The 13836-nt window shown below is 66.4% G+C and carries 12 protein-coding genes; 7 read left to right on the top strand and 5 right to left on the bottom strand.

What is annotated here, in order from left to right; genetic code table 11:
• Positions 1 to 12 precede the first annotated feature (12 nt).
• The 3 genes from helR to OG947_RS22450 form a co-directional block, all read right to left on the bottom strand.
• On the bottom strand, positions 13 to 2139 hold the full coding sequence (helR, locus tag OG947_RS22460; RefSeq protein ID WP_328814162.1) for an RNA polymerase recycling motor ATPase HelR: 2127 nt from the start codon (positions 2137 to 2139) through the stop codon (positions 13 to 15).
• Positions 2140 to 2383: 244 nt separating this feature from the next.
• A complete protein-coding gene (locus OG947_RS22455; protein WP_328814161.1) occupies positions 2384 to 3337 on the bottom strand; it encodes a DMT family transporter in 954 nt (317 codons plus the stop codon).
• The gene (locus OG947_RS22450) at positions 3334 to 3909 is read right to left on the bottom strand and encodes a TetR/AcrR family transcriptional regulator (RefSeq protein ID WP_328814160.1); all 576 of its coding nucleotides are present in this window, start codon (positions 3907 to 3909) and stop codon (positions 3334 to 3336) included. The genes OG947_RS22455 and OG947_RS22450 overlap by 4 nt, the downstream gene beginning before the upstream one ends.
• 186 nt (positions 3910 to 4095) lie before the next feature.
• On the opposite strand from OG947_RS22450, the gene OG947_RS22445 reads away from it, so the two are divergent.
• Complete coding sequence (locus OG947_RS22445; protein ID WP_328814159.1) at positions 4096 to 4728, top strand: hypothetical protein; 633 nt, start codon at positions 4096 to 4098, stop codon at positions 4726 to 4728.
• Positions 4725 to 5936: a PrsW family intramembrane metalloprotease gene (locus OG947_RS22440; RefSeq protein WP_328814158.1), complete on the top strand. Its 1212-nt coding sequence runs from the start codon at positions 4725 to 4727 to the stop codon at positions 5934 to 5936. The genes OG947_RS22445 and OG947_RS22440 overlap by 4 nt, the downstream gene beginning before the upstream one ends.
• A gap of 161 nt (positions 5937 to 6097) precedes the next feature.
• On the opposite strand, the gene OG947_RS22435 is transcribed toward OG947_RS22440, so the two are convergent.
• A complete protein-coding gene (locus tag OG947_RS22435) occupies positions 6098 to 6328 on the bottom strand; it encodes an ANTAR domain-containing protein (RefSeq protein ID WP_328814157.1) in 231 nt (76 codons plus the stop codon).
• Between the two features lie 178 nt (positions 6329 to 6506).
• Here OG947_RS22435 and OG947_RS22430 point away from each other — a divergent pair, with 178 nt between their 5' ends.
• A complete protein-coding gene (locus tag OG947_RS22430) occupies positions 6507 to 7217 on the top strand; it encodes a GAF and ANTAR domain-containing protein (RefSeq protein ID WP_328814156.1) in 711 nt (236 codons plus the stop codon).
• Positions 7218 to 7441: 224 nt separating this feature from the next.
• Here OG947_RS22430 and OG947_RS22425 read toward each other — a convergent pair whose 3' ends face one another.
• The gene (locus tag OG947_RS22425) at positions 7442 to 7696 is read right to left on the bottom strand and encodes a hypothetical protein (RefSeq protein ID WP_328814154.1); all 255 of its coding nucleotides are present in this window, start codon (positions 7694 to 7696) and stop codon (positions 7442 to 7444) included.
• A 104-nt stretch (positions 7697 to 7800) separates the two neighbouring features.
• Between OG947_RS22425 and OG947_RS22420 the strand changes: the two genes are divergently transcribed.
• From OG947_RS22420 to OG947_RS22405, 4 genes are all read left to right on the top strand, one after another.
• A complete protein-coding gene (locus tag OG947_RS22420; protein WP_328814152.1) occupies positions 7801 to 8586 on the top strand; it encodes a GAF and ANTAR domain-containing protein in 786 nt (261 codons plus the stop codon).
• 1117 nt (positions 8587 to 9703) lie between these two features.
• The gene (locus OG947_RS22415) at positions 9704 to 10858 is read left to right on the top strand and encodes an acyl-CoA dehydrogenase family protein (RefSeq protein WP_328814151.1); all 1155 of its coding nucleotides are present in this window, start codon (positions 9704 to 9706) and stop codon (positions 10856 to 10858) included.
• A complete protein-coding gene (locus OG947_RS22410; RefSeq protein ID WP_328814150.1) occupies positions 10855 to 13059 on the top strand; it encodes a 3-hydroxyacyl-CoA dehydrogenase NAD-binding domain-containing protein in 2205 nt (734 codons plus the stop codon). Before OG947_RS22415 ends, OG947_RS22410 begins: the two co-directional genes overlap by 4 nt.
• Before the next feature lie 169 nt (positions 13060 to 13228).
• On the top strand, positions 13229 to 13723 hold the full coding sequence (locus tag OG947_RS22405; protein WP_328814149.1) for a TetR/AcrR family transcriptional regulator: 495 nt from the start codon (positions 13229 to 13231) through the stop codon (positions 13721 to 13723).
• Positions 13724 to 13836: the final 113 nt, after the last annotated feature.

The raw sequence follows: 13836 nt of genomic DNA, 5'->3' as shown, positions 1-13836 counted from the left end.
TGTCGAACTTGTTCACTTCAGGACCACGAGGCGTTGGGTGGCGCGTGTCATGGCCACGTAGCGGTCGACGGCGCGATCCACACCCGTCGGATCGATTCCGGGTCTGTCGACGAGGACGACGAGATCGAACTCCAGTCCTTTCGCGGAGCGTGCGCTCAGCGATCGGATCCTTCTCGTGTCCGGCAGGGATGGCATTCCGATGACGCAGGCCACGCCCTCGCTCGTCGCGGCCCACTCGTCGACAATTGCGTCCAGGTCGTCGATCCCGGCGTGGCGGACGCTTACCCCGGTGCTGCGGACCGAGCGCGGCACGTTGGCGTCGGGGAGGACCGCTCTGATGACGGGTTCGGCCTCGGCCATGATCTCGGAGGGTGTGCGGTAGTTGACGTCGAGCGTGGATACCGCGATCTCGGTGAATCCGACCCTCGTCAGCCGCTCCTGCCAGGGTTCCGGGAAGCCGCGGTGGGCCTGCGCGCGGTCCCCCACCACCGTGAGACTGCCCGACGGGCAGCGGGCGCGGACCATCTGCCACTGCGCATCCGTCAATTCCTGCGCCTCGTCGACGACGATGTGCGAGAACGGGCCGCCCAATCGATCCGGTTCGACTGTCGATGAGTCGATGTCGTCCAGCGTGTTCTGCAGATCGTCGCCGCGGAGCATCGACATGACGCGCAATTCCGAATCGTCGGACGCGACGAGATCGTCGATGACGGCGCGTCGTCGCGCACGCTCGGAGGCGACGACACGAACACGCCGTTCCCGCAATGCCGACGCCTTCGGGTCTCCGAGGCGCCGACGCGCGACGTCGAGAAGAGGGAGATCCGCTGTCGTCCAGGGAGCGCCGAGGTCTCTGCGGACCGCGGCCCTGTCGTCCTCGTCCAGCCAGGGCGCGCAGTGCCGCAGGTACGCCGGCACGGCCCAGAGGTCGGCGACGAGATCGGGAGCATCGATCACCGTCCACGACGACTCGACCCTGTCGCGGAGCTCGTCGATCTCCCGCAACGACGAGGCAAGGTCGGTGGCCGACACGTCGGCGGCGAGGCGGTCGACGACGGTGTCGCCCAGCGCCGCCCAGATTTCCTCCCGCGCATCGTTGTGCGGAGTCGCCGCATCCGGTGCCGCGAAGGCTTCCGCCCAGTCCGCTGCCCGGAGTAGCACTGCCCCCCACTCGGTGTCGACGACCATGTCGGTCGCGGGCGGTGTCTCGTAGAAGCGGATCGCGCGGTCGATCATCTCCACCATCGCTGCGGAACCTTTCACTGCGGCGGCGCGTGGTGAGCTTTCCGCGACGGCTTTCCGGCCCTCGGGGACCATCTCGTCGAGCAGACACACCCGGACGCCGTCCTCCCCTAGATCGGGGAGCACATCGGCGACGTACGACAGGTAGGGCTCGTGCGGCCCGATCACCAGGACACCACCGCGGTGGTGCCCGACCTGCGGATCCGCGTACAGCAGGTAGGCCGCACGGTGCAGCGCGACGATACTCTTTCCCGTTCCGGGGCCGCCGTCCACCACGCGAACTCCTCGGGACGGGGCGCGGACGATCGCATCCTGGTCCGCCGCGATGGTGCCCAACACGTCGCGCATGCGCGACGAGCGCGCCGCCCCGAGGTCGGCGACGAACGCCGACCGATCGTCCAATGCCACGGCGCCGACGGGGATCTCGGCGGTGAACACCTCGTCCCAGTAGTCGCTCACCCGCCCTGCGGTCCAGCGATAGCGACGCCGCCAGGCGATGCCCATCGGGCGTGCCGGGGTCGCGGCGAAGAACGGTGCTGCCGCCGGTGAGCGCCAATCGATGAGCAGAGGGCGACCGGTGTCGTCGAGGAGTCCGCGTCGCCCGATGTACACCGGAGCTGTTCCGTCCGCGGGTACGAGCCGCCCGAGGCACATGTCCTGGCCGACACGTCGCACCGCACGGATTTCGGCGGTGAGTCGGTGTGTCTCGAGGTCGCGTTCCATCGCGTCCTGGCCTGATCGGCCGGGGTCGGTGCGTGTCCGGGCGAGGCGTTGTTCGAGGTCCGCGAGGGAGCTACGCAATGCCGCGTCGATTCTGGCGAGATGTCGGTCGTCCGCCGCGATCGACGCGGGGTCGGCCTTGGCGCGGCGGTGCGGGGGCAGGGTGAACACGGTGTCCACAGGGCGGCTCCGATCGGAAAGATGCAGGTCGTGGCGTCGAGCGAGCCATTCTGCGCCGACGACGGGGTCTTGCCGCAAGCCCCACCGTGCGCTATACCTTGAAGGTGCAAGGGGTCTTTCGCCACGCCCGCTGTTCTTGGCCCACCCTTTGCGGTCGTGTGCGCACTACATCGCGATCAGGTGCGCCGGCTCGGGCGCACCGCGTTCCAGCGCGAGACACCTGCACCGCAGCTGATTATAGGCTTCAACTGACAGAACGCGAATATTGGCGACGATTGTCAATGTTGCCAAAGGTGTTGGCTGTCGACCTTGTGTGCGGTGGTGCCGGCCGAGCCGTACCCATCAGGACGGCGAGTCCGGCCATGATCAACGCGATACCGATCCATCCCGCGATGGTGGGTCGTTCACCGACGACGATCACCGCGAGAGCGGTAGCGAACACGGGTTCGCTGAGTGTGAGCGTCGTGGCAGTGGCGGCGTCGATCCTGGCGAGACCGTGACTGAACAGGATGTAGCCGCCGAACATGGGAACGATCGCGAGGTAGGCGATCACCGTGAGGGGTCGTGCTGACAGATCCGAGGTGAACGCCGAGGCCAGGACGATCGGGAGCAAGGCGATACCGCCGACGCCGAAGACGGCCCCTGTCGATGCGCCGCGACCGATGCCCCCGTTCATCAGCTCCCGGAGTGATCGGGAGTAGCCGGCGTAGGTGAGTCCGGCGACCAGTCCGAGACCGATCCCGGCAGCGGCGGAGGTATCGCCGGGCGAGTGGACGCCGCTGCTCATCAACATTGTCCCGCCTATCCCCAGAGCCGCGGCGACGATCCACGCGCGGGTGAGGTGAGTCCGGTCGAGTACGCGGTCGATGACAGCCGAGGCCAGCGGAGCAGAGCCCAGAGACACCGCAGTTCCCACCGCGATGCCTCCGACGCGCATCGAGGAGTAGAACGCCAGCGGGTAGATCGCCACGCACAGACCTCCCGAGAGCACCACTGCCCATCGGGCCGTCAGCGCTGCGCAAGCGCGGCGGAGAGCGGCGACGTTCAGTGCCGCCTGGAGCAGACCGCCGATGCCCATCGCCGCCGCGCCGACGGCGAGGGCACCGATCGACGGGGCGAAGGACGCGACGGTTCCGGTGGTTCCCCACAGAACGGACGCACCCAGTACGGCCGACGACCCCAGAACTGCCCTGTTCACAGGGTTGCGAGGATGTTCTCTGCGATGGCTCTGGCGGCGAGGAGTCGGTCCGGCGTTCCTTCGAGGCCTGCGCGCGACATCGCACCTTCGAGAATGAAGGACAGCTGCTCGCCCGTTGTCCGGGCGGTCGATACCGAGTGTGAATCGCTCAGTTCGTCGACGATGATCTTCTCGACCTGCTCTTTGTGAGCTCGGACGGCGACCCGGCCGGGGGCATCGGCAGGCAGCTCGGCGGCGGCGTTGAGCAGGCCGCAACCACGGAAGCCGTGCGGGTACGCCATGCGTGCGTGGTCGAGGTAGGCATCGAAGACTGCCAACACGCGATCATCGGACGTCGTTGCTTCCGCACGTCGACATTCATGGAGCCGTAGCCACTCCTCGTGCCGCTCGCCGAGATAGACCGCGACCAGATCGCTCTTCGATTCGAAGTTGTTGTACAGGCTCATCTTCGCCACTCCTGCGGCCGCGGTGATGGTGTCGATGCCCGTCGCCGCGATGCCGTCGGCGTAGAACCGTTCAGCCGCCGCGGACAGAATCCGGGTACGCGCCGACGGTGGACGAGTAGATGCCATGCAGACACCATGCCATCAGATAGGTAGACCTGTCTATCTAGTAGATGAGACAGTTTCGGTGCTGGAACACCGGTCTTGGTCGGTACGTACGACGACTAGTGACTCGAACGCCACACATGCGAACCGGGCGGTACTGTCCCTCTGTCCCCTTGTTGTGACTTCGTCCCGATCCCGAAGGGGAATCTCGTGACCTTGACCCACCCCGCCAGGCACAGGGAACGGGTTCCGGCCGAACACCGCGTGCTCGGCCTCGACCGCCGCACCATCCCCGCCGCTCTGATCGTCGTGGTGGTCTTCGTGATCCTCACCGTCGTCCTCCCGCGCGTGGACACGGCGATCGACTGGGACGATCCCGTGCGCCCCGGCGACCGCTTCGCTCTCGCCGACACCATCGAGATCACCCCCACTGCAGGGTGGAACGTCGAGAGCGGCTACCGCGTCGACGACCGAGACCCGAACCAGAAAGTGGGCGAGGTGACGGTCGTGGGAGACGGCGTCACCGTCGACATCTCCCCCGGCCCCTTCGACGGCACCCCGGCCGAGTTGCTCGACCAGACGGACAAGGTCACCACCCTCGCCAACGACCCCACCTTCCGGGTCGACGGCGACAGAACCACCATCACCACCGCCACCGGGCAGACCGGAATCCTGCAGCCCTACGCCAGTGTCCTCAGCGACGGACTCGCCGCAGCGTTCGTCATCGACGGGACCGGCCTGAAAGTGCGCGTGTACGGCCCACCCGCGCAGATGACCGCGTCCGCCGACACCATCGACGACATGCTCACCAGCATCCGCCGAATCGACGAGGACAACGCATGAGCGGCAACGACATCGACCCCTCGGCCGACTCCACCACCACCACCGAGACTCGACGACGCCAGCTCGAAGCACTGGAAACCTCCGGGTGGGGTGAACGGTTCCACTTCGTGCAACCCCACAACCTGTCGTTCTGGGTGTACGTCGTGCTGACCGTCATCGGCGCGCACCAGGTGTGGGCGTACTTCGCACCGGAAGCGTCGTTCTACGCCGGCGGATACGCCGTCGCCGCAGTCCTGTGCGCCTTGTGCGGACTCGCCTGGGTCGCATGGTTCCGACACATCGACCGCTGGGAACGCCAGCCCGCGTCGCTGGTGGTCGCCGCGCTCACCTGGGGCGCGGTCCCCGCCACCTTCGCGTTCGCCATGACCGCGAACACCGCGATGCTCAGCATCTACCCCAAACTCTTCGGCCAGGATTGGTCCGCGGACTGGTCCGCCGGCGCCACCGCACCGATCACGGAGGAGGCAGCCAAACTGTGCGGCTTCCTGTTGCTGCTGAGCCTGGCGCCGCGACTGATCCGCACCGCCAACGACGCTCTCATCGTGGGCGCGTTCATCGGACTGGGTTTCGGTGTGTTCGAGGACTTCCTCTACGCCGTCAACGCCTCGGCGTCGGACTTCGGAACCGATCCCGTCGGCAACGCCGTCCAGGTGTCCATGACCCGCATCGCATTCAGCTTCGTCTCCCACCCATTGTTCAGCGCGCTGGTCTGCGGGGGCGCCCTCTACCTCATTGGCACCGCAGCGCAGCCTCGACGACTCGGCCTCGGGTCGGCGCTGGTGGCGGCGGGGGTATTCCTGCACTTCACCTGGGACGACGGCGCCGGAATCAGCGGCGGCAACGGACTTCTCGCGATCGGCGTCATGATCGCCTCCATCGTCTTCGGTCTCACGGTTCTCACAATCGCGTTCCGCAGAGCGGCGCCGCGCGAGCACCAGTTCGTCCGCGACGTCCTACGACCCGAAATCGACCAACGGATCGTGACAGAGGCAGAAGTCGACAGTGTCGTGAACAAGAAGGCACGCAAAGCTCGACGAAAGGCCGCGCCGAACCGCGCCGCACGCCGAGCGGACACGCACCTGCGCACCGCGATTCTCGATCTCGCCCACGACATCGCACGCGACAAGGGCGCCGACACCAACGCCGTGCGGCACTCCCGCGCCGAAGTCCAACGACTACGAACCCGAACCGAACTCACCCACTCCTGAGCAGAACGGTTGCCGGTCGAGTCCAGCCCGGCGGCGGCCGGCCACCGGATGAGCGTCCCGAGGGATGACGTCCACTGGAAAGCGATCGTCGTTGCATGTCGTCCGGTCATCCCGTGCAAGTCACTCGGGTTGGCCGCACCGGTGCGGCGTACCCACCGGCTTCACGGATAGATACGTGTATGGCAGATCGTCGCGGCGAGAGCATGGATGTCCATACCTTGACGCTGCGCGTCGGCGGCGATTCGGGCGGTGGCCTCGAGAATGCCGACGTCGTCGATCACCATCACGATGCCCACCGCCATCGCCTCGATGCGCCGGTGGTCTAGAGCAGACCGCAGACGTGCGGCTTGTTTGGTGTCGTCGGGTGAATCGGCTGGCTGGTGCTGCGACATCGGGCACGCTCCCGGGTTCACGCTCTGTGGGAGACAGGCGCGCGACAGAGTTCGGACAAAAGATCCGAACGGCAGGGGCTGTACCGAACGAAGCCGACCCTACGCCGTCGGGTGTGACAAGGTGGCGCCACGATCCGCATACCCGGTACGTGCCCCATCAGCAGACGAAAAGGTGACCATGCCCGACAACCGGGAGAGCGGTGGCGATCCGGAGCCAGGATCGTTGGGACGGGCGCTGGCCGAGATGGCCCGCACCATTCAAGTCGATCATGGCAGCGTCGACGAGACCCTCGCTGCCATTACCGCCCATGCGGTGGAGCTGATTCCCGGCGCCGACCATGCCGGCATCACCCTCGTGACCAAGAACCACAAGGTCGACTACCGTGCCGCCACCGACGCCCTGCCCCGCGTCATCGATCGACTTCAAGAACAGTGCGGAGAGGGCCCCTGTCTCGACACTGTGTGGAAACACCACAGTGTCCGAGTGACCGACATGGCCGCCGAGGATCGGTGGCCCATTTTTGCCCCCGCCGCCGCAGGTCGAGGCGTGCGCTCGATGCTCACCTTCCGCCTGTACACCCACCACGACCACCTCGGGGCGCTCAACCTGTATTCCGACACTTCGCACGGGTTCGATGACACCGACGACGACGCCGGAGTCCTGCTCGCCACTCACGCCGCCGTCGCTCTCGTCGCCGCCGAACGAGAAGCGCAACTCGAATCGGCCCTCGTGACCAGGGATGTCATCGGTCAGGCGAAGGGCATCATCATGGAACGCTACGACCTCCGAGCCGATGCGGCGTTCTCGATGCTGGTGCGTCTGTCGCAGGACTGGCACATACCCGTCAACGACCTCGCCGAACGCATCGCCCGACGAGACAGCGAGTGACCATTCGTCAGCCCGGCGACTTCACATCCGGCTGACAGCGGTGCTCGTCTCCGGCGTCGGCGGGCCGTACTCTGATCACCCTTTCGCCCAGCGACCGCTGAGGGCTTACCGTCGGGCCTGCGCTCGCGCCCTCTCGTCGAGGTGGCATCGGGTTTCTGTCGGCACCGTGGCCGACGATCGTTATGTGTTCTGCACTAATAGTGTTGGGCGTGTTCCGTGTGCGGCTAGAAGATGGACAGTTGCGCCGGATCGAGTCGTGCTCGTCGGCGCCGCGGTGCGCTGCTGGGCCGGCGCGGCTGCGGTGCGGCAGCGGGATCCGCCACTCCCGCCCGCTCGGCGATGAGGGCTCGCAGCTCTGCGCGGCGGGTGCTGCGCACTGCGCGGGTGATCTCGTCGGAATTGTGGAACCGTGTGCGCCACTGCGGGCTGCCCGGTGGCGGCACGCCCATCACGGTGTCGGTGACTCGATGGAGCAGCACGGACCCACCGACACGGACGCATCGGCAGATCGCTCCCCCGCCCGGCGCACAGGGTCCGGTCGTTCTGGCGGGTGTCCGTGACTCGCCGGGTCATACTTGTGGTCATGGACAAGGAGGACGCGCACCGGGCGACGCAGGACTCGGTCCGCGAGAGCGACACTCCGCACGTGCGGTGGGGCCACCCCGGGCAGGAGGCCGACCTCCGCGGCGCGCTCGGGACGTCCGTCGACACCGATGAGGGACTCGACCGTGCGTTGCGGTCGTTGGTGGCGCTGTCGTCGAAGGCCATCGACGGCGCCGCCAGTTGCGGGGTCACCGTGCACGTGGCGAACCGCATGTTCACCGCCGTGCACAGCGACGCCCGCACCCTGCGCGTGGACGCCGACCAGTACGAAGCCGGATCCGGACCGTGCCTGCACGCCGCCCGCACCGGAGAGGTCGTCCGGGTCGACTCGGTCCAAGCCGAGCGGCGGTGGCCACGGTTCGCCGACACCGCCCGCGAGGAGAACATCCACTCGTTCCTCGCCGTGCCGCTCAGCACCGAACGCAGGCGATTCGGCTCACTCAACCTCTACGGGGAAGCGCCGTCGGCGTTCACCGAATCCGACGTCGACACCGCAGTCGGCCTGACCGCCATGCTCTCGGAGGTGCTCGGGGACTACGACCGCTTCGACACCCTGCGCTCCGAGGTGCAGGGGCTGCGCGAGGCGATGGCGCACCGAGGCCCGATCGAGCAGGCCAAGGGCATCCTGATGGCCGTGCACGGCGTCTCCGCCGACGAGGCGTTCCAGGTGATGGTGGAGCGGTCCCAGCACACCAACCGCAAGGTGCGCGACCTCGCCGTCGAGCTCATCGAATCGGTGCGGGACCCACAGAAACGGCCCCGCTGACTGCGGCACTCACGGGTGAAATCGGCAGGTAAGACTCGCGCCGCCTCGGCCCCGCTAGTCGAACACGACGTCGTCGCCACGCCGCCGCAGCTCGGCCAATCCCGCTCGGAAACTACGCAGGTACTCCGGTGAATAGTCGACCTAAGTCGGTCATCTCGCCGAGATCCTGGACCGGTCGTCGGCTGCGGTACGACCGGTCGGACTGCCGGGGAACTTCTTGCCGGTGACGTTCGGGTCAAGTACGCCCCGGACTCGTGCACCTGAGAACGCGCCGGCGTTTCGGAGCTCCTGCCATCGGAGCCCTCCGCTCGGTGATATGCCGGGCAATTGTGCGGTGCACAGTGGGTCTTGCCGCAATACGCCGACCCGGCGAAATTGTGAGGGGGGACAAGCGGTTAGCCGCGGACCGGATGGTCGATCACGCGGTACGCGAACACGCCGTGATCCGTTTCTGCCGTGAGTAGCATTTGTGGCCGTGCGAATCATTCGCCGGGTCGTCGTGTTCGACGCAGCCGACCTCCACGCCGAGAGCACGTTCTGGGCTGGAGTGCTCGACGGACGAGTCATGGCACACCGTGGTCGACTCGGCCGGGCTTGTGGAGCATCGGAGTGCAACTGGCACCGGACGTCGACGTAGCCGGTGCCTCTGGAACTGGCGACCTCACGGACGCGTTCGGCAGCTAGGGCCGAGACCGGGCGTTGCCTCACTCCAGACGGCCCGGCGTCAACGCCGCCGGGTTCGCCGCGATCCCGGTGGGACGGCATGGCGCCCGATAGATCTCCTTGTGCGGGGACGCCTCGGCCCCGGATGTAGGCGTCCTTCCACAGCTGTCGCGCAGCGGTCGACTCGGCGACAGCGCGTTATGAATCGGTCAGCGAATATGAACGGCATTGAAGTCGTCAAATGGTGCGGCATTCAGCGAAACGTGGCATGTCGAACTCCCTGTCGGTGCTGCGACGCGCGTTCGGCGGCGGTCGCGGGTGGACGCGCCGTAGGTGTAGCGCATTGACACCGGAATCAACGTGACACATTCTTGTTGGCACAATGCCAACTGGGATTGATCCCCCGCGGTCGTATGCAACGGCCACGCAGGGTCACCGAAGAGAGGTGGGGCAGATGACGACCGTTGCCGCCAGGGCGCACAGCGTCGACGAACTCAACGATGTCCGTGCCCTGGCGCGGGACTTCTTCGCGAGCGAGGTGGCACCCCGGCGAGAGGAGTTCGCCACAGCGGGTCGTCCTGATCGCGAGGTCTACCGCAGCGCTGGCCGCCACGGACTGCTCGGGATGTCCGTTCCCGAGCAGTACGGCGGCGGAGGCGGGGACTTCCGCCATGAGGCCGTGCTGTTCGAGGAGCAGGTCAGGGCCGGCGACTCGTCTCTCCAACTCGGAGTGCATTGCGGGATCGTTCCGCATTACTTGCTCGCGTACGCCTCGGAGAGAAACAAGCTGAGGTGGTTGCCCCGCCTGTGTTCGGGGGAATGGATCGGCGCCATCGCCATGACCGAACCCGGTACCGGGTCCGACCTGCAGGCGATACGGACGCGGGCAGTCCGGAACGGCGATGACTATGTCGTGACGGGAAGCAAGACCTTCATTTCCAACGGCGGCAGCTGCGACCTTCTCATCATTGCGGTCAAGACCGACCCGGACGCGGGGGCGCGAGGGGTGTCATTGCTGGTGGCAGAGGTATCCGACGACACGCCCGGTTTCACCCGTGGTCAGTTGCTGCACAAGATCGGACAGAAAGGTCAGGACACGACCGAGCTGACGTTCGACGGCATGCGTGTGCCTGTGCCTCATCTGCTGGGAGATACGGAGGGGCACGGCTTCGTGCAGCTGATGGAGCAACTTCCCCAGGAACGCCTCATCTGCGGCGTCGCCGCGAGCGCGATGATCGACTCTGCGGTCCGGGAGTGCGTCGCGTACACAAAATCGCGCAATGCGTTCGGACGCACCATTTTCGACCTCCAGAACACGCGATTCGAACTGGCCGAGTGCGCCACCCTCGGACGCGTCGTCGACACGTTCGTTCGCGATGCCGTCGACAAGCACCTCACCGGTGACCTCGATGTTCCGACGGCGGCAATGGTGAAGTACTGGACCACAGACCGACAGGTCGAGGTGGTCGATCGCTGCCTTCAGTTGTTCGGCGGGTACGGGTACATGGAGGAATACCCCATCGCGCGCATGTACCTCGACAGCCGCATCTCGCGCATCTACGCCGGCGCCAACGAAGTCATGAAAGACATCGTGGCTCGCTCGCTATGACCAACTCACCGACTCGAAGGACTCCCATGACCGAGAACGTCGTTCTCGAAACGCCCACCATCACCGTCGTCGTCGACGACGAGCGAATCGCCCGGCTCGTCATGGACGATCCGACACAGCCGACCAACACCATGAATGACGCGTTCGGGCGGTCGTTCGCCGACACGGTGGCGTGGCTGGAACGCCACCGAGACGACTATGTCGGAGTCGTGATGACCTCAGGAAAGGATTCCTTCTTCGCCGGCGGTGATCTGGAACTGCTCCGCGACGCCGGGCCCGATGACGAGGGTCGAATCGCGGCGGCGCTCGACTTCACCAAGAACAACCTCCGACGGCTCGAGACGCTGGGTCGCCCCGTGGTGGCCGCACTGACCGGCACCGCGCTCGGCGGTGGCTTCGAGGTCGCTCTGGCGTGTCACCGCCGCATCGCCCTCGACCGCCCGTCGTCGCGATTCGGTACACCCGAGGTCACCCTCGGACTGCTGCCGGGTGCAGGAGGAGTGACGCGGGTGACCCGAATGCTGGGGGTGACCACCGCACTGACCAGTGTCGTAGGTCGTGGTCAGCGCTACCGCCCAGCCGCAGCATTGAAGGTCGGTCTCGTCGACGAGATCGCCGACTCCCCCGACGCCCTTCTGCGCAGCGCGCACCACTGGATTCGGGCCAATCCCGGCGCCCGACAACCGTGGGACCACGAAGGTTTCTCGGTGCCGGGCGGGACCCCCACTCGGGCCGAGGCGTCCACGGCATTCACACCGATCCCCATCACCGATCGTGAACGACTTCGCGGCGCGCAGCGATCCGCCTCCGAAGCGGTGTTTCTCACGGCGGTCGACGGAGCCGCGCTCGACGCCGATGCCGCGTTTGCGCTCGAGACTCGGTACTGCACGGAACTGGTCTGCGGGGCCACGTCGGGAAATTTGATTCAGTCGCTTTTCTTCGACATGGGGGCCGTCACCAAGGGCGCGTCCCGCCCGTCGGGCGAGCCCCGGCGAGAACCGACCCGAGTACTGGTGGTGGGCGCGGGGATGATGGGCGCGGCGATCACCCACGTGGTCGCCTCGGCGGGCATCCCGGTCGTGTTACTGGACGTGACGGCTGAAGCGGCCGAACGCGGCAAGCAATACTCACGGACAATCCTGGGCAAGCAGATCTCCGCCAGCCGAACTACGCTTGCGCGGGCGGACGCGGTGCTCCAGCTCATCACTCCGACCGACGATCCCGCCGCCGCGGCGGGATGCGACCTGGTGGTCGAAGCCGTCTTCGAGGACCTCGCCGTGAAGGTAGGCGTCTTCGATCGCGTTGCCGGGCACGTCGCCCCCGATGCATTGCTCTGCACGAACACCTCCACACTTCCGGTGTCGAAAATCGCAGCGGGCATTGCCCGTGAATCGGATGTCATCGGCACCCATTTCTTCTCCCCAGTCGACAAGATGCCACTGGTGGAGGTGGTCGTCGGAGAGAAGACGACAGACGTAACACTGGCGCGCGCAATGGACTTCGTGCAGGCGATCCGCAAGACCCCCATCGTGGTGAGAGACAGTCACGGATTCTTCACCACCAGGGTGATCGGTCGATTCATGGACGAGGCGATCTCCCTCGTCGCCGAAGGGGTGCACCCGCAGACCGTCGAACGTGCCGCAGCCGGAGCGGGCTACCCCACCGGCGCTCTGGCGCTGATGGACGAAATTTCGTTGACGTTGTCTCGCCACATCCGCGTCGGCATGGCGGGAGCGACGCAGCGGCGCGGGGATCTGTGGACGGAGTCGAAGTCGTATGCGCTAGTCGACAGCATGATCGATGACCACGACCGCCCCGGCCGCAGGGCCGGTCGCGGGTTCTACGACTACGACGACACAGGGGCCCGGATCGGGCTGTGGCCGGGCCTCGTCGAGCGCTGGCACCGCCCGGAACACGGCATTCCTTACGAAGACATGATGGATCGCATGTTGGTCGCGCAGGCACTCGACGCGATCGCCTGTCTCGATGCCGGCATCGTACGCACCGCCGCCGAAGCAAACGTGGGTTCTCTTATGGGCATCGGTTACCCAGCGTGGACCGGTGGAGTGGTCCAGTTCGTCGACCAATTCGAGGGCGGACTCTCCGGCTTCGTGGAGCGCGCCGACACCCTGCGCGAACGGTACGGCGACCGCTTCATCGTCCCCGGGAGTCTGCGCGGTCGGACGAGGCCCCACAGATAGCGGTGGAGGTCCGCCGAGAGTCGATGTCATCATGGCGACCATGCCGCAGACCGATGCTCCTGGCGTACGAGCACCTCGCTTCAGCAGGCTCGAACCCGACGAACGGCGAACGCAGATTCTTGCGAGCGCTGTTCGTCTCTTCGCCGACCGTCCGTACGGTGAAGTGTCCATGGCGGACATCGCCGGATCCGCCGGGGTCGCTCGCGGCCTGATCCATCACTACATCGGCAGCAAGCGAGACGTGTACCTCGAATGCGTCCGATTCCTCGTGACCGTGCCGCCCGTGGACGACGTGAATCTACCGACCGGGACGCACGACGAACGCGTCGCGGGAGCGGTGCACTGGCTCGTCGGCGTGATCGAAGCGCACGGCCGAGCATGGGTGCGTATCGCGAGCGGTACCGGGGTGGATCCCGAAGTGTCGGAAATTCTGGATCGAGCCGACGAACTCGCTGCCGAGCGTGTGCTCGCGTCCGTCGGGTTCGACGGCACTCGGAAGGAGCGTGAACTCACCGTCTCCGTCATCCGCGCCTACGGGGGGTTTGTCAAGGCCGCAGGGCACGAGTGGCTCATTCGGGGCAGCCTGACTCGAGACGATGTCGAACGCCTCCTCGTGGCAGCACTCTCGACGTGCCTCGTCACAGCCCGAGACTTGCGTCGATAGTTGTGAGCTCACGTCGCTCGACGACGTTCGGGAACGCTTTCGACGTTGTTGACACTGTGCCAACAACGTGCAAGTGTGAGCCCACTCACCCACCACCCATCGCAGAGGTAGAG

It is taken from the genome of Rhodococcus sp. NBC_00297 (assembly GCF_036173065.1).
Taxonomy (GTDB): Bacteria; Actinomycetota; Actinomycetes; order Mycobacteriales; family Mycobacteriaceae; genus Rhodococcoides.
This window is presented reverse-complemented; position numbering and strand designations above follow the sequence as displayed.